Consider the following 15,815-nt stretch of genomic DNA (forward strand, 5'->3'; position numbering starts at 1 on the left):
CCCGATGAATTTCTGCGTCAATCTGGTGTGCGGCTTGATTGCTTACTCTCACCAACCCAAAAAGCCATCCCTCAAACTGGAGTTTGCTTAATTGCCTTATCCAGAACTCACGTCATCATAGGGTTCCTCGGTTTGTGATTCAGGATCACAGGATTTACAAACAAATAAAATATGCTTCGTCATGAGCGTTACTATCCTTTTACGAGATGTTCAAACAGGTCATCAATTACGGCATTTGCAGATAGAATACCGCTGCCAATCCAGTAGCTCGGCACAACATAAATTTGTTCTTTTTGAACTGCTTTTAACTGCTGCCATAGGGGATTAGTTCTGATTAGTTGCAAGATGGGTTGTGCTGTTTGAGCGATCGCCGCTTGGTAGCCATAAGACCAAACAAAAATTACATCTGCATCTAAATCGCTGATCCGCTCCAGTGAAACAAGCCAATCTTCCGGTTCAGAAATTAGGTTGAGTCCAGCATCTTGTAAGATGTTGCTACAAAAAGTGTCTGAAAGATAAGGAGAAACCCCAGCATTGGTGACGCGCAGCACTGAGACTGTCATTAATCGGAAGTTTTCGCGAAGGCTGATTTGAGCTTTGAAATTTTTTAGGCGATCGCCATACGCTTCAATCAGTTGATTTGCCACCTCGGTTTTACCCAGAGACATTGCATTGTGCATCAAAATTTCTTTCCACTGTTCGCTACTTTGAAAATCAAACGAAACAGTAGGTGCAATTCGCGTTAACTGTGAATAAATTGTTTCATCTTCAACTAGTCCTAAAATCAGGTCGGGTTTGAGGGAAAGAACCTTTTCTAAGTTGGGCTGGTTTAGGTTGCCTACAATTTCGACACCAGACAGGCGATCGCGCAAGAAAGTTCGTTCCTCTAACCAGGCTGAAGACACTGCGACGCCTACAGGCTGTATGCCAAGGGCGAACACATTTTCAAGCGAGAAAGGATCGATCGTGATCACGCGCTGGGGATTCAACGGCACACAAGTTTCCCCCATTGCGTGCTGAATTAGCCGACATTCTGATGCAGGAGAAGATGAATAGATGGCGCTGATTTGATTCGGCTGAATTGAATTCGTGCCGCAGGATGCAACCAGTAGAAATGTGAGCATTGCTAGCATGATTTGTTGAATAATCGCTTTAAGATGCTGGACTTGAATCATGCTGCTTTCAGTTCATCTTCTCGCTGTACTGGCTAAAACTCGATCGATACTGACCCCAAGATTGTCAAGGGAGTACCAGGATTTGCAGTTCTACCAAAACTTGCATTTTGAATGTAATCAATATCAAAAAGATTCTTGATATTGATAGCGGCTCGAAAATTATTTCGGCGGTAGAAAATGCTGGCGTCTGTGCGGACATAGCCAGGAATTTCATAGTTATTGTCGAGGTTTCCAGGGCGATCGCTGGCAAAAAATAGACCGATTCCGAATCCTAAACCTTCTAGATTGCCGCTTTGAAGTTCATAGCTTGTCCACAGGCTACCAGAATTTTGAGGAACATCAGCGAGGCGATTTCCCTCTAATAAACTGCCGCCATCATCAGTGACTTCAGCATCCGTATGGGCATAGGAGGCAATGATGTTCCAGCCGGAAGCAATCTCGCCAATCACGTCAAATTCGATGCCTCGGCTACGCTGCTCACCGATCGCAATGCTGAAGTCAGTATTGTTGGGATCAGTTACGGCAATATTGCGTTTGGTTAGATCGTAAGCGGCTAGATTTGCGATCACTCTGCCGTCAAACAATTCGCCTCTTGCGCCAATTTCAAATTGCGTTCCGCGTTCGGGTTCTAGCAAATCACCGTCTACGGTTGTGCCGGAGTTTGGTGTGAAAGATTGGCTGAAGCTTGCGTATAGTGATAGCGGTTCGATCGGCTGATAGACGATTCCCACACGCGGCGTAAATGCCTCATCTGTTTGACTGGAATCAACGCCATTAAACCTTGAATCTTGCTCGATGATGTCAAATCGTCCACCCACAAGCAGGATTAAGTTATCAAGAAGGTCGATTTGATCTTGCACATAAAATCCGATATTGTCAATTTCATCTCGGAAGACAAATCGTTCGGTGAGATCGCTGCGATCGGGTCGATCGGCCAATCTATATTCTGGATCAAAAATGTTAATCGGTGGTGGTGGAGTGGCGGAGGAGCGATTATCAAATGCATCGGTGATGCGAAGCAAATCAACCCCAACGAGCAGCGTGTGATTGATCGATCCCGTTGAAAATTCGCCTTGAATGCTACTTTGAATCGAATAGTTCCAGAAGGTCGATTCGTTGTCGCTCCAGTCCGATCGCGTCAGTTCACCTGTTGCTTCATTGAGCGCTCCGACTCTAGCAAATTGGAAGGAATTGTCGGTCGTAAAAAATCGCACTCCATTTCGGAGCGTCCAATCATCGCTGAGTTGATGATTCAGTCGTAAAGCCGCACTAAATTCTTCAACGCTAGTGACATCATCAGGTTCACCCAAAATTCGATCGAACGGAATATCTGCAAGTCCATCACCAAAGGCAATGATGCCGCGATCGAACGGACGCTCATCTCGCAGATATTCAAGTTCCAAAATGAGATCGGTGCGATCGCCAATTTCCCAGCTTACAACCGGAGCAATAAACAGTCGTTCAATTCCCTGATCAAAGTCACGAAAGTCATCCGAGCGCTCATAAACAGCATTGAGGCGATAGCGCAAGGAGCGATCGTCATTTAGCGGGCCTGTGAAATCAATGCTAGGGCGAATTGTGCTGAAACTGCCTCCCTGCAATTCCACCACATACTGCGGATTTTCTAAAGGTAACTCGGTGACAAAATTGACGATACCGCCCGGTTCCAAATTGCCAAACAGAACGGATGCTGGCCCTCTAAGAACTTCGATCCGCTCAACGTTTGCCAGTTCTCGAAACGTCCGAAAGTTGCCGCGCTCTAAAAAGCCGTTGCGTAACGTATCAATCGTAAAGAAACCGCGAATCACATAGCTTTCGCGTGAACCACCAAACGCATTTCCCTCACCCACGCCGCTGACGTTGCGAAGCGCATCTCGACTGCGAAGAATCTGCTGGTCTTCAATCACCTGCTGGGGAATAATCGAAATCGATTGGGGAATGTCGCGCAGCGGCGTATCCGTTCGGGTTGCGGTTGTGGCGTTATCGACAACATAGCCTTCTTCCTGAGTGCCCGTCACCACGACTTCGATTGCATCCTCCTCTGCTCCTGCCGTTTCTGTTCCGGGCGTAACGGCCAGCACCAAGCCGCGATCGATGTTGAAACTGGCAGTCGGCGGTGCATCAACTCCGGTGATCGCCACTCGCACTCGGTCTCCTACCAAATCCGTAACGCTCACCAGCGCAATGCCTTCAGCCGGATTCGCCGCTTCAAACTGGTCGCCGTCCGCCAATGTCAGTACCGCATTTGGGATATCCACAATCAAAGCGTTGCCGACGACAGAGGTAGAAGGAGTCTGCAAGGGTTCGCTGGTTTCCAGCGCGATCGCCAGCCCTGCTTCCGTCACATTCACCTCAACGCCCGTCACCTGCACCAGCGATTGAGCAATCTGAGCCACCCAAGCGTCGATCGAGGCGGCAGGCTGTTCAAGCTCGCTCAGTCGGGGAATTTCGGCAGATGGCGTAGGTGCGATCGATGGGATAATCGCTTCCTCAATTCCTTCTGCTTGAGCAGGAAAAGCCGCCAGGACAGACAACACACTCGCAACAAACGCCAACCGTCGTACCTGATTCATCACTCACACCACCATCAAAAGCGAGAAAGCAAAAGTTCGGCTGCATCTACAGCCAAATTTCTACACTGAGAAACCTTCTCAAGAAGATAGCGGGAATCAGCCGTTCAATTTGCGCCCGAACCGGAACAATTTGCGCCCAAATCGGAATTACTGCTGATTTTGCTTTGAGAACGCCTTGGGATTCACGCCAAACGATTTGCGGAAGACGGCGGCAAAGCGGCTCTGGCTGGCGTACCCCACTGCTTGCGCGGCTTCGTGAACGTTCATGCGTCCTTCCATCAGCAGCAGCTTTGCTTGCTCCATCCGGTGCTGGCGCAAACAGCCGAATACGGTGGTGTTGAACACTTCGCGAAAGCCACGCTTGAGAGTGCATTCATTCAGTCCCACCTGTCGGGCAAGCTGCATCAAAGACGGTGGATTATTCAGGTTTTGCAGCAGAATTGCTTTGGCCTGGTAAATGCGATCGACATCATCTCGATTCAATTTGACAAGCGATCGCTTGCCCTGAGCTTCTGTCTCATCTTCCAACAGCAGCACCATCAGTTCCCAAACTTTACTTTCAAGAAACATCCGTTTCGTAAATCCCTGATAGGGACAGTGCAAAATTTGCTGAAGGATAGCTTGCATTGCTGGGGTCGATCGCCCCGAACGAACATAGTATTCCTGACTTGGGTTTCTAACTAAATGCTCAAATTCTAAAGGAATCGCTTCAGATTCACGACTCGCAAACGATCGAAATACTTCTGGCTGAATGTGAACGCTGACCCAGGCACTCCGCTCTTGAGAGGCTAGTTTCCAAAGCTCGGCGGGACAAGTGCCACTGCCGTAAAGATAGTAAGGAATGTTGGATGTAGTGCGCTGCTGTTCTGACAGATGAAACGTATATTCTAAGGGATGCTCACTATCAGGAAATGCCGTGATGATGTCGTCATGCACTTGATAGTCAGCGATCGCCAATTCTAACCCGTCTCGCAATTGAATTTGTCGTACAAAGCCCTGCCCCAATTGCGATGGATAGTTCCAGATCATCTCATCTTTTAAGCCGGAAATATTTCGCTCATCCTCCGCACTTTCCTCAAACAGTGCCCAGTAGTCGTGATGTGAAAGGGCGATCGCCATTGCTTCCTCGTGTTAACAGCAGTAAACTTTGATTCTGAAGCTTTTGAGAATTGCTGTCAATAACTTGGATTTGGCGCGAAGAAGAGCTTACAGAATTCCGTTTAGCGTTAAGACAAATCCAGGTAATACTTCCTCGCCTGAAATTTCAGTTGAAGAGTGCAAAACTTCAACAGTTCGATCGCTCCGATAAATTTCCACCTGCTGGTCTTGCAGATTGATCAGCCAGCCTAGCTGCATTCCGTTTTCCAGATATTCCTGCATTTTGGCTTGCACATCTTTCAGTGCATCGCTAGCTGAGCGCAGTTCGATCGCAAAATCAGGACACAGCGGCAGAAATTTGTTGGGGTCAGGCCGTAAGGCTTTGAGTCGGTCTCGTTTCACCCAAGCCGCATCGGGCGATCGCGAATGAACCGAAAAAGATTCCGTTTAGGAATCAAAAAAATCCCGCTGGGAATCAAATTAATCTTTCAAAATCGTTGCATTCACGCTACGCTAATTGGGTTTAAGTTCTGAGGAATAAAGCATTTCTTGATGAATTAACCAGGCAGAAAAGTTTATAAATGAACATTCGGGTGCGTCAGTATTGGAAGCTCTTTGCAACCTATCTGCATTTTCAGCGATCGCGTGTCTTCTGGCTAGCAGTAACCTTACTGGGCAGCATTGCGCTTCAGTTGATCAATCCACAAGTTTTAGCAAACTTTATTGATGCAGCAGTCGCAGGGGAATCGACTCAAACATTGCTGCAAACTGCGCTGTTATTTTTGGCGATCGCCCTGCTCACTCAGGGCACAACGCTAGCAGCAACCTATTTCAGTGAACTGGTCGCTTGGACGGCAACCAATGCTTTGCGATTAGATTTAGCCGATCACTGTTTGCGCCTTGATTTGTCGTTTCACAAAAACTCGACATCGGGCGAACTGGTGGAGCGCGTCGATGGCGATGTGAATACGCTCTCGCGCTTTTTTTCGGAATTTATTTTGTATGTGATTAGCAATTTAATTTTGCTGCTCGGTATTTTAATCGTGTTGTGGTTCACCGATTGGCGAGCCGGATTTGGCTTAACTGCCTTTACGCTGCTGGCGATCGCCCTCTTATTGCGACTGCAATCGATCGCGCTTACTTCTTGGATTGAATATCGGCAAATCAACGCAAATTTCTTCGGTTTTTTGAGTGAACATCTGGCCGCAACCGAAGATTTACGGGCAAATGGCGCGATCGAATATGTGATGCGGCGTTTCTATCATTTGCTGCAACGCTGGCTCCCCTTGTTTCATCGAGCGCGGTGGGGCGGGACGCTGCTGTGGAGTGCGACGGTGGGATTGTTTGCGATTGGCAATGCGATCGCGCTGAGCATCGGGGCGTATCTGTGGAGTCGTCAGGAAATTTCGATCGGCACGGTTTACCTAATTTTTTCCTACACCAGTTTGCTGCAAGACCCGATCGAGCAAATTCGCGCTCAGCTTGAAGATTTTCAGCAGGCCGAGGCGAGCATCCACCGGATTCAGGAATTGTTTAACGTGCGATCGCGGTTGACAGCGGGGGGCGATCGCACCTTACCTGCGGGCGCGTTGTCCGTCACGTTCGATCGCATCTCGTTTCGCTATCCCGAAGCGATCGAGTCCAACTTCTACAGCCTGCGCGATCTGTCGTTTGAACTGCCTGCGGGTCAGGTGTTGGGGCTGTTGGGACGCACGGGCAGCGGCAAAACCACGATCGCCCGCTTGCTGTTGCGCCTGTACGACGTGGAATCGGGGCATTTGCGCTTGGGCGGCGTTGACATTGATCAAGTGGCGATCGCCCAGCTACCGCAGCAGATTGGACTGGTGACGCAGGACGTACAGCTTTTTCAAACGACGATTCGCAACAACTTGACCTTCTTCAATCCGCAAATTCACGATGCGGAAATTCTGCGGGCATTGGCTTGGCTGGAACTGCTGCCCTGGCTGGAGTCGCTGCCGCAGGGATTGGACACGCCACTCGGCGCAGACAATGGCGGCTTGTCGGCAGGACAGGCGCAATTGTTGGCGTTTGTGCGTGTGTTTCTAAAAAATCCGGGCTTGGTGATTCTCGATGAGGCGTCATCGCGGCTCGATCCGCTGACTGAAAAGCTTGTCGAAGGCGCGATCGATCGCCTGCTACACAACCGCACGGGCATCATCATCGCGCATCGCCTTTCAACGGTGCAAAGAGCCGATCGCATCTTGATCTTGGAAGCAGGTCAGCGCGTGGAGTTTGGCGATCGCATTACGCTGGCGAAGCATCCGCAGTCGCGGTTTGCTCAGTTGCTCAAGGCAGGTTCGATCGATCCGCTAGGCTTGACGGGTGGAGACATCTAACTGAGAATAATCTGCATTAAGAGGAAACGTGAGCGGAGACGATTGTGGCGATTTGCCTTTCAAGTGTGGACTATGCGGAACTGTGGCAGGACGATCGTTCAGCAGCTTCTTCGATCGAATCAGTGCGGGTTTGCTCTACCAAAGTGGGAAGAGGCTATAAGCGCTGGATTCAGCTTCGAGACATGACGCTTTTGATTCATGATTACGAGCTATCAGAAGATTTATTCGTTGAGTATTCCAGCGAAGAGGCAGGCGAAATCGGATTAGAGTTTGGATTTCAGCTATTGGGAAATCGCTGCGATCGACAGTCAGGTCAAAACTTTTTATACGGCGGCTTCAGCGAAGACGGAGAAGCGATCGCAGAATTTTTAAGCGATCGAATTTTGCAGGTAGATATTCACTTAAACTCAATTCAGCAGCTTTGCCGCTTCGCGTCACAGGGCTTAGATGGTTTGCCTGAAGATCTTCAGCAGCTATTAGCAGACGATCGCAGTTTGGAATACGGCGATGTAGCCGCAATTACGCCTGCGATGAGAACTGCGCTAGAGCAACTGTTGAACTGTCCTTATGTCGGAATTACGCGACAGCTTTATCTGGAAAGTCGCTGTTTGGAATTAATTGCCTTGAAGTTGGAGCAGCTATCCGATCGCAAGCTCGAATCGAAATTAAAACCAGACGACGTCGATCGCATTCATCAGGCAAAAGATATTTTGAGCGATCGCCTTGACAATCCTCCTTCGTTAATCGAACTCGCCAGACAGGTCGGGCTAAATGACTACAAGCTGAAAGTTGGCTTTCGGGAAGTGTTTGGCACAACGGCATTTGGCTATCTGCGCCAGCACCGGATGGAGCGAGCGAGTCAGCTTCTTTCGGAAGGTCGGCTCAACGTGAAAGAAGTGGCGCGATCGGTCGGATATGCGAATCAAAGTCGGTTTGCGGCAGCGTTTCGGCAGCAGTTTGGCGTGAATCCGAAATCCTACAGATAGAAATCCCTCAGCAGCGCAAAAAGATCCGTTTGCGAGCCAAAGCGATCGCCAATAGTCCAACGCTAGCCTGTAATCTTTTTGCTAAGGATTATCAACTAAACGGTTTGCTGAAGGTGTGGTGTGATGTTAACTCAGTTCCGGTTTTTGGTTTGGAGCGTTGCTTTCTCAGCGCTGGCTGCTCCGGCGATCGCGTCCGGTACAGGTTCGCAATCCAGCGCGGATCAACCTGCAACCACCGTAGAGGAATGGGTCAGCCAAATTCAGCAAGATGAATCTACCAATCAAGCGGTCATTGAGATTACGAATGTCTTAGTTAACCCAACAGAAACGGGTGTCGAAATCGTTCTCGAAACAGCAGGCGGCGAATTGTCAATACCCGCGACTCAGGTGTTAGGAAATGCGCTGATTGCAGATATTCCCAACGCTTCGATCGCTGAACCTTTTGAACAGGTAGAACCGACAGAGGGAATTGCTTTTGTGGAGGTGATTGGCTTACCGGGACGAGTCCGCATTGCCATCACTGGATCGGATGCACCGCCAACAGTGAACATCAGCACGAACACACAGCAGCTTATTGTTAGCGCGATTGCTGGATCTGAAGGTGATGCGATCGCTGAAGAAAACACAATTAATGTGATCACAACGGCAACTCGGACGGAAGAAGAACTGCAAGATGTGCCGCGATCGGTGACGGTGATTACTCGTGAAGAAATTGATGAGCAAAGCCGTTTAACTCGCAACTTTGGTGATATTTTGTCCCAACTGTTACCAGGGTTTAGTGCGCCAACCGGACGCACAAATACTTTTGGTCAAACGCTGCGAGGACGTGAATTTTCCGTTCTGATTGATGGCATTCCCCAAAATACAAACCTCGGCTCAATTCCTGCTGCACTGACAACGATCGATCCGCAATCGATCGAGCGAATTGAAGTTTTGCGTGGTCCCAATGCGGTTTATGGCGGCCAGGCAACAGGCGGTTTAATTAACATCATTACGCGCCGCCCTGAAGCAGGCGTGACCAACACGATCGAGGTGGGCGTGAACGCTGCTGCGGGTGGAGGTGACAGTTTTCTGCTGGGCGACAGTTTCGGCTATAACCTGCGCTATTCGCTATCAGGAACAACAGGCAATTTTGACTGGTTGGGCAGCTTATCGTATGTTCCAACGGGTGCATTTTTTGATGCCGAGGGCGATCGAATTCCAAGCGATCTGGTCAATGCTGATACTGAAGAATTAAATGGGCTAATTCGATTGGGTCTGGATTTGAGTGAAGCAGAACGCTTACAGTTCACGTTCAATCATTTTCGTCAGCTTCAAGATACTGATGTTTTCAGCGATCCCGCGATCGACTTGCTTCCAGGAATTCAAGAAGCGCGAGCAATCCTAATTCCTGACGAATCACGAGTGATTGGCGCACCAGAAGATGCGTCTTTAACAACAACAAACTTGACCCTGCAATACCTCAATGATGACTTGCTTAATAGCGAAGTGCAGGGACAAATTTACTACCGCAACTATGCTTTTGTCGGTGGTAGACCAACTGACAATCGCGAGTTTTTCGGCGTGATTTCTCAGTCTCCCGGCGAAACTGAGCAGTGGGGTGGTCGCTTACAAATTGATACGCCTTTGGACTCAGAAGACACGGTTAGTTTGCTTTGGGGTGTTGACTATGTGAACGAAAATAGTTCACAGCGATTCAATCTGTTTGACCCGGAAGAATTTGATGAAAGCGGCGGCTTAATTTTCCGCAAAATCGATGAAATTGATTTCGTTCCACCTTACACATTGAGCGATCTAGGCCTGTTTGCTCAGCTTCAGTGGGAACTTTCCGATCGACTCATTCTCAGCGGCGGCACACGCTATGTCAATCTCAACATCAGCACCAACGACTACACAACCTTTGACGGCAACGACATTGAAGGCGGCACAATTAATGCTGATGCGTTTGTTTTCAATGCTGGAGTTGTATTTGAATTTACCGACGAAATTAGCGCATTTGCAAGTTTTTCGCAGGGCTTTTCTTTGCCAGATATTGGTCGAGTGTTGCGGTCTGCGCCTCCTGGATTTGCAGTCGAAGCAGACGTAGATTTAACCGAACCTCAACGGGTAGATAACTATGAAATTGGGGTGCGCGGCAGTTGGAATTCGCTGCAAGCATCGATCGCCGGATTCTACAACTATTCTGCTTTGGGAACTGATTTTGCAGCCGTGCCTAGAGGACCATTGAGAACAATTCGCGCTCCCCAGCGAGTGTATGGAATTGAAGCCGCGATCGACTGGCAACCGAGCAATGGATGGGCTTTGGGTGGCACGGCAATCTGGCTAGAAGGCGAAAATGATGAAGACCGCGATGGCGATTATCTTGCCCTCAACAGCATTACGATTCCGCCATTCAAATTGACAACTTATGTTGAGAATGAAACGCTTTCCGGATGGCGAAATCGCCTTCAACTTCTTTTTTCAGGTTCCCGCGATCGAGCTTTTGAAGATGCAGTGGACGGCGTACCAATCGAGAGCTACGTCACCTTAGATTTCTTAAGCAGTATTCAGGTTGGAGAAGGAGAACTTCTGATCGGCATTCAGAATCTCTTGAATGAAGAATACTTCCCAGTTTTCTCTCAGTATCTTTCGCCATTTGCTGACAGCCTTAATCGTCCCGGTCAAGGTAGAACTGTCAGTTTGACCTATCGAATTTCGTTCTAATTTTCAGCAAAAAAATCGAGAAAGGTTCTATGAAAACGCAGGCTGTTAAATTTTGAAAGTTTTGCTTCAGTCGATTTGTAAGCTTCGCCGTCATTTCGATCGATTGCCAAAGACGCGATCGATCGATCGCATTGTGCAGCTTAGCTTTCTTGCGATTTTGATGCTCTTGCAGATTGCAGCCTGTGGAGAACTTCACTCACCCAAACTAGAGCAATCCGCTCAAAACTGTCGAATTATTGAACATGATGTAGGACAAACTCACCTCTGCAAACCACTCCAATCGATCGCCGCTCTTAGTCCTCATGTCCTGGATATAATGTTGGCGCTTGGCGTTGAGCCTGATGCTTATGCCGATGTTTCTGTACTTAATCAGCGTCGATTTGATCAGCCAGCAAAACAAATTCGCTATTTGGGTAGCCGTATGACCAAGCAGCCAATTAACTTAGGCGATCGCCATAGTCCAGCTTTAGAAACGCTTGCTTTTTTGAAGCCCAATTTAATTTTGGGCGAAGCTTGGCAGGGGTCTCAAGGTCAATATGATCTGCTCTCGAAAATTGCTCCAACTGCCCTCTTTGAAGATCAACCAGTGGGCGGTTGGCGACGCAGTATCGAGGGAATTGCAAAAGCGATCGATCGCCAAGATCGAGTGTCGTTCATTCTCGCGGCTCAAGAACAGCGGATTATCAATGCTCGACAAGCATTATCACCCGTTGTTGCAATTCATCCTCGAATGCTGCTGTTAAGTTCTGGCAGTTTGGCGGCTGGTTTTTATATGTTTGGTCAAGAGCCAGATTTATACTCGACACTGATCGAAAAATTGGGGTTTCAACTGGTTCGAGTTGACAGTTTCGATGCTCCAATTTCTGTTGAAAGGCTCTCTAAAATTGATACGGATTCAATCATTGTTATCTCTTGGGATGAAGCAGATAATGCAAATCCTTCTGCTTGGCAGCGGCGGCAGCAAGAATGGAATCAAATTCCCGTCTTAAATGCACTAAAAGTTTCTCAAGCAGGCCGAGTGTACTTTATGGATGCTCATTTAACGACGCTGCGCGAACCGATCGCAGAAGAACTCATTCTTCAAGATCTTCTCAAACTGCTTGCCCCCTCCAATTAAACCCCAACCGTGCAGGGTGATCGCGTTTACGCCGTCGATAGCGAAGCTTGGATCGCTGGATGGAATCCGATCGCTGCTAACGTCATTCTCGATGATCTGTTTCGATTCCTCTTGATGCCCTAAGCAAATCAAGTAGATTAATGAGAAAATATTCCATCTAGTGCCGTGAATATCTTCTTAACATGACGTTGCTTCTTTCAGAAAAAGAGTTACAGCCTGCTGAATGCGAAACTTGCGATCGGACAAATCACGATCGATCGGGTAGCTATGAACTCGCGATTGCATCGACTGAAACAAATAGTCGAGGATACAAGCGATCGATCAATTTGCGGCACGGGCTGAATTTATTAATTCGAGATTATTGGCTGCAAGATGCCCTAGTCGAAGAAAGCTTGTCTCGTGCGTCTGGACTAGAGCTAGAGTTTGGCTTCAATTTATTCGCTGATCGCTCAATGGATGAGGGCGATTCAAATTCCTGTAGCTTTTTGCAATTTGGTCAAACGAAAACTGAGGATAGCTTTCAGGAATGGCAATCTCAAAGCAGAATTCTAAAAATTGATCTGCACCTGACGACTCGCGATCAGGAAGTGTTTGAGGATGATCAGTTGGCATTAATTCCGCTGGAACTACGAGAGGCGATCGCGCCAGTCAATGAAGACTGGTATCAGCCTGTTGGGTCGATCACGCCTGCGGTTGAAGTTGTGCTTCAGCAAATTCTCAACTGCCCCTATCAAGGTTCAATTCAGCAAATCTATCTGGAGGGAAAAGCCCTCGAACTAATTGCTCTACAAACCGCACAATTTCTGAATACGAGCAAAAATCAGCCAACTCATCGGCTCAAATCTTCGGATGTTGAGCGAATTCGCCAAGCAAAAGAGCTAGTTACAAATCGACTCGAAAACCCGCCCTCGCTGCTGGAATTAGCTCGTCTAGTCGGACTTAATGACTGCACACTCAAGCGCGGCTTTCGTCAAACATTTGGGACAACTGTGTTTGGCTATATTCGACAGCAGCGACTCGCAAAAGCGCAGCAGTTGCTATTAGAAACCGAGATGAATGTGGCTGAAGTTGCCTGTGCCGTTGGCTATTCTCATCCGGGCAATTTTGCGGCAGCGTTTAAGCAAGAATTCGGCATCAGTCCGAAAGCATTTTCTCGTTCCGTCTGGTGACTAAAAAATTCCGCCTCACAGCAGACGCGATCGCCCCATCTACTCTATAGTTCCCCTAGCTATTTGAAAATGATTTGCAGCTAGCAAGCGATTTTGGTGTGAGCAACGTGAATTACAGGCAGTTGGGGTACAAAGTTCTAATCAGCTTGGCAGGTGCGATCGCCGCAGTCTTGCCCGCTCAAGCCCAAAATCGCCCAGCAACCACAGTGGAAGCGTGGCTTGCCCAAGAATCAATTTACCTGGCGCAGTCCGCAGCTTCGGTAATTGGGGTACAGGCCAACGCGACCGAGACAGGCTTGGAAGTGCTGCTGGAAACTGAGGGCGCGATCGCCACCCCAACTACTTCGGTAATCGGTAACGCGCTGATTGCCGACATTCCCAATGCAGTTTTGGCATTACCGGAAGGCGACGAGTTTCTGTTAGAAAATCCGGCTGAAGGAATTGCGCTGATTACCGTTTCACCCAGAAGAGATGGAATTCGAGTCGCGATTACAGGACTCGATGCGCCGCCGATCGCAGAAGTGGAAACGGCAGAACAAGGATTGCTTTTGAGCGTTGCGATCGGAACAGAAACAACTGGAGAAATTGAGGATTCGATCGAGGTTGTCGTCACCGGAGAACAAGACGAAGATTACTTTGTTCCTGATGTTGAAGTTGGCACTCGAACCGATACGCCGCTGCGCGATATTCCCTTTTCAATTCAAGTCATTCCTGAGCAGGTTTTAGAAGACCAGCAGCCCCGCAGCATCACCGAGGTGATTCGCAATGTTCCAGGAATTACGATCGTCAATCCGCCTCAATTTGTCTCCGAAGATTTCTTCTTCAGTCGAGGTTTTGAAACGGATGTTACGCTGAACGGACTGCGCGATACAACCCTGGGAACAACAGGTTCAGCCCTGGTCAATCTTGAGCGCATTGAAGTGTTAAGAGGGCCAGCAGGCGCACTGTTTGGATCGGGCGCACCCGGCGGAACGATTAACCTTGTAACCCGCCAGCCTCAAAGCGAATCTGCTTACGAAATTGAAGGCAGCATCGGCAGTTTCAACACCTATGAAGGATCGATCGATTTCACGGGTTCACTCAACGCCGATGACACGCTGCTTTATCGCTTCAGTGCCTCTGCTTCTCAGCTTGGAAATGAAGGATTTGCACCAGAATCCGAGCGATATTTCATTGCGCCTGTTCTCACCTGGCAGATGAGTGATGATACTCAAATTACCTTTGAAGGTCAGTATTTTGCGGGCTGGAGTCCGAATGGATTTGGGCTTCCGGCGATCGGCACAATCTTTGAGAATCCCAACGGTGATATTCCTCGCGATCGCTACATTGGTGAACCTTCTTTTGACCAGAACGATCGCCAAGTTGGACGAGTTGGCTACAACTTTGAACACCGCTTCAGCGAGAATTGGCAGTTGCAAAATTCATTTCGAGCTTCTTTTCAGCAGTTTGAAGAAAACGTCGTTTCTGGAATTGAACTGTTAGAAGATAATCGGACATTAATCAGAAGCGCAGGCTTCAGCGACGCTTATCGCAATGTCTACCTGCTTGATACAAATGTTGTTGGCAACTTTGAAACAGGCAGCATCGCTCATCAGCTACTCTTTGGATTTGATCTATCGACTGACTTTTTTGAAGTCACATTTGGAGAAGCTGAAATCGCTCCCCTAGATTTGTTTGATCCGGTTTATGGATCTGAAACGGTGGGCGAATCGCGGCGAGATGAAAATCCATTTGCTCAAACGATCGATCGCTTGGGAATTTTCCTGCAAGATCAAATCACGCTTCTGCCTAATTTAAGAGTTCTGCTAGGCGGACGCTTCGACATCATCAGCCAGGAAGCAGAATTTGCGGGTGATGTCGATTTTCAGCAGGATGAAGCGTTTAGTCCTCGATTTGGCATTGTTTATCAGCCCAGTGAAACGGTTTCACTTTACGGCAGCTACAGCCGCTCTTTTGAGCAGACAGCGGGGACAACATTCGATCGCGAACTGTTTGAACCGATTCGCGGTACTCAATACGAAATTGGCGTCAAGGTAGACTGGTTAGAAGATCTATCCACCACTTTAGCGCTGTATGAAATCACCCGCACCAATGTCTTAACTGATGACCCAGAGAATCCCGGTTTTTCAATTCAAACGGGCGAACAGCGCAGCCGAGGCGTTGAGCTTAATGTTACAGGAGAAATTTTGCCGGGATGGAATGTGATTGGCGGCTATGCCTATACCGATGCTGAAATTACTGAAGACAATGTGTTTGAAGTTGGAAATTCCCTGGCTGGAATTCCAGAACACGCTGTTAGCTTGTGGACAACTTATGAAATTCGATCGGGTTCTTTAGAAGGCTTAGGATTTGGTTTAGGGTTGTTCTATGTGGGTGAACGACAGGGAACTTTGGAAAACTCATTTACCTTGCCTGACTATCTTCGTACCGATGCTGCACTGTACTACCGCCGCAATGATTTTCGCGCTGCGCTAAATGTCAGAAATCTCTTTGATGTAGAGTACTTTGAAACTCCGCTCAATAGCGATGATCTGTCTTTGCTTGCGGGCTTTCCCTTTACTGTACAATTCACGCTAGGGTGGCAGTTTTAAGGCAACGAATGAGGAGTAAGCAGCATCGAAATATCCACTGGAAACG

General features: G+C 48.3%; 9 protein-coding genes and 1 pseudogene. 6 read left to right on the plus strand and 4 right to left on the minus strand.

What is annotated here, in order from left to right:
- Nucleotides 1-191: 191 nt before the first annotated feature.
- The 4 genes and pseudogenes from H6F67_RS16675 to H6F67_RS16690 form a co-directional block, all read right to left on the minus strand.
- Entirely contained in the window at nucleotides 192-1,133 is a 942-nt protein-coding gene (locus H6F67_RS16675) for an ABC transporter substrate-binding protein (protein ID WP_190767752.1), read from the minus strand.
- Between the two features lie 74 nt (nucleotides 1,134-1,207).
- Nucleotides 1,208-3,748, minus strand: coding sequence for a TonB-dependent siderophore receptor (locus H6F67_RS16680; RefSeq protein WP_190767753.1), 2,541 nt, complete (start codon nucleotides 3,746-3,748; stop codon nucleotides 1,208-1,210).
- A 147-nt stretch (nucleotides 3,749-3,895) separates the two neighbouring features.
- On the minus strand, nucleotides 3,896-4,867 hold the full coding sequence (locus tag H6F67_RS16685; RefSeq protein ID WP_190767754.1) for an AraC family transcriptional regulator: 972 nt from the start codon (nucleotides 4,865-4,867) through the stop codon (nucleotides 3,896-3,898).
- 87 nt (nucleotides 4,868-4,954) lie between these two features.
- A pseudogene (locus tag H6F67_RS16690) lies at nucleotides 4,955-5,260 on the minus strand (Uma2 family endonuclease); the annotation flags it as partial.
- A 167-nt stretch (nucleotides 5,261-5,427) separates the two neighbouring features.
- Here H6F67_RS16690 and H6F67_RS16695 point away from each other — a divergent pair.
- The 6 genes from H6F67_RS16695 to H6F67_RS16720 all read left to right on the plus strand — a co-directional run bounded on the left by H6F67_RS16695 (nucleotide 5,428) and on the right by H6F67_RS16720 (nucleotide 15,769).
- Nucleotides 5,428-7,203 (plus strand): ABC transporter ATP-binding protein, encoded by a 1,776-nt coding sequence (locus H6F67_RS16695; protein ID WP_190767756.1) that lies wholly within the window; start codon nucleotides 5,428-5,430, stop codon nucleotides 7,201-7,203.
- A gap of 44 nt (nucleotides 7,204-7,247) precedes the next feature.
- A complete protein-coding gene (locus tag H6F67_RS28370) occupies nucleotides 7,248-8,189 on the plus strand; it encodes an AraC family transcriptional regulator (RefSeq protein WP_199304470.1) in 942 nt (313 codons plus the stop codon).
- A 123-nt stretch (nucleotides 8,190-8,312) separates the two neighbouring features.
- Nucleotides 8,313-10,892 (plus strand): TonB-dependent receptor domain-containing protein, encoded by a 2,580-nt coding sequence (locus H6F67_RS16705; RefSeq protein ID WP_190767757.1) that lies wholly within the window; start codon nucleotides 8,313-8,315, stop codon nucleotides 10,890-10,892.
- A gap of 52 nt (nucleotides 10,893-10,944) precedes the next feature.
- Nucleotides 10,945-12,009 carry an ABC transporter substrate-binding protein gene (locus tag H6F67_RS16710; RefSeq protein ID WP_199304471.1) on the plus strand — a complete coding sequence of 355 codons (1,065 nt, stop codon included), beginning with the start codon at nucleotides 10,945-10,947 and terminating at the stop codon, nucleotides 12,007-12,009.
- Nucleotides 12,010-12,191: 182 nt separating this feature from the next.
- Entirely contained in the window at nucleotides 12,192-13,178 is a 987-nt protein-coding gene (locus H6F67_RS16715) for a helix-turn-helix transcriptional regulator (protein WP_190767758.1), read from the plus strand.
- 98 nt (nucleotides 13,179-13,276) lie between these two features.
- The gene (locus H6F67_RS16720) at nucleotides 13,277-15,769 is read left to right on the plus strand and encodes a TonB-dependent siderophore receptor (protein WP_190767759.1); all 2,493 of its coding nucleotides are present in this window, start codon (nucleotides 13,277-13,279) and stop codon (nucleotides 15,767-15,769) included.
- Nucleotides 15,770-15,815: the final 46 nt, after the last annotated feature.

The sequence above is a fragment of the Microcoleus sp. FACHB-1515 genome (assembly GCF_014696105.1).
GTDB lineage: Bacteria > Cyanobacteriota > Cyanobacteriia > Elainellales > Elainellaceae > JAAUTJ01.

Excerpts from the sequence above, each read along its gene's own strand:
- H6F67_RS16680 (WP_190767753.1), bottom strand. The coding sequence starts at position 3,748 with ATGAATCAGGTACGACGGTTGGCGTTTGTTGCGAGTGTGTTGTCTGTC.
- H6F67_RS16695 (WP_190767756.1), top strand. The coding sequence starts at position 5,428 with ATGAACATTCGGGTGCGTCAGTATTGGAAGCTCTTTGCAACCTATCTG.
- H6F67_RS16715 (WP_190767758.1), top strand. The coding sequence starts at position 12,192 with ATGACGTTGCTTCTTTCAGAAAAAGAGTTACAGCCTGCTGAATGCGAA.
- H6F67_RS16685 (WP_190767754.1), bottom strand. The coding sequence starts at position 4,867 with ATGGCGATCGCCCTTTCACATCACGACTACTGGGCACTGTTTGAGGAA.
- H6F67_RS16675 (WP_190767752.1), bottom strand. The coding sequence starts at position 1,133 with ATGCTAGCAATGCTCACATTTCTACTGGTTGCATCCTGCGGCACGAAT.
- H6F67_RS16705 (WP_190767757.1), top strand. The coding sequence starts at position 8,313 with ATGTTAACTCAGTTCCGGTTTTTGGTTTGGAGCGTTGCTTTCTCAGCG.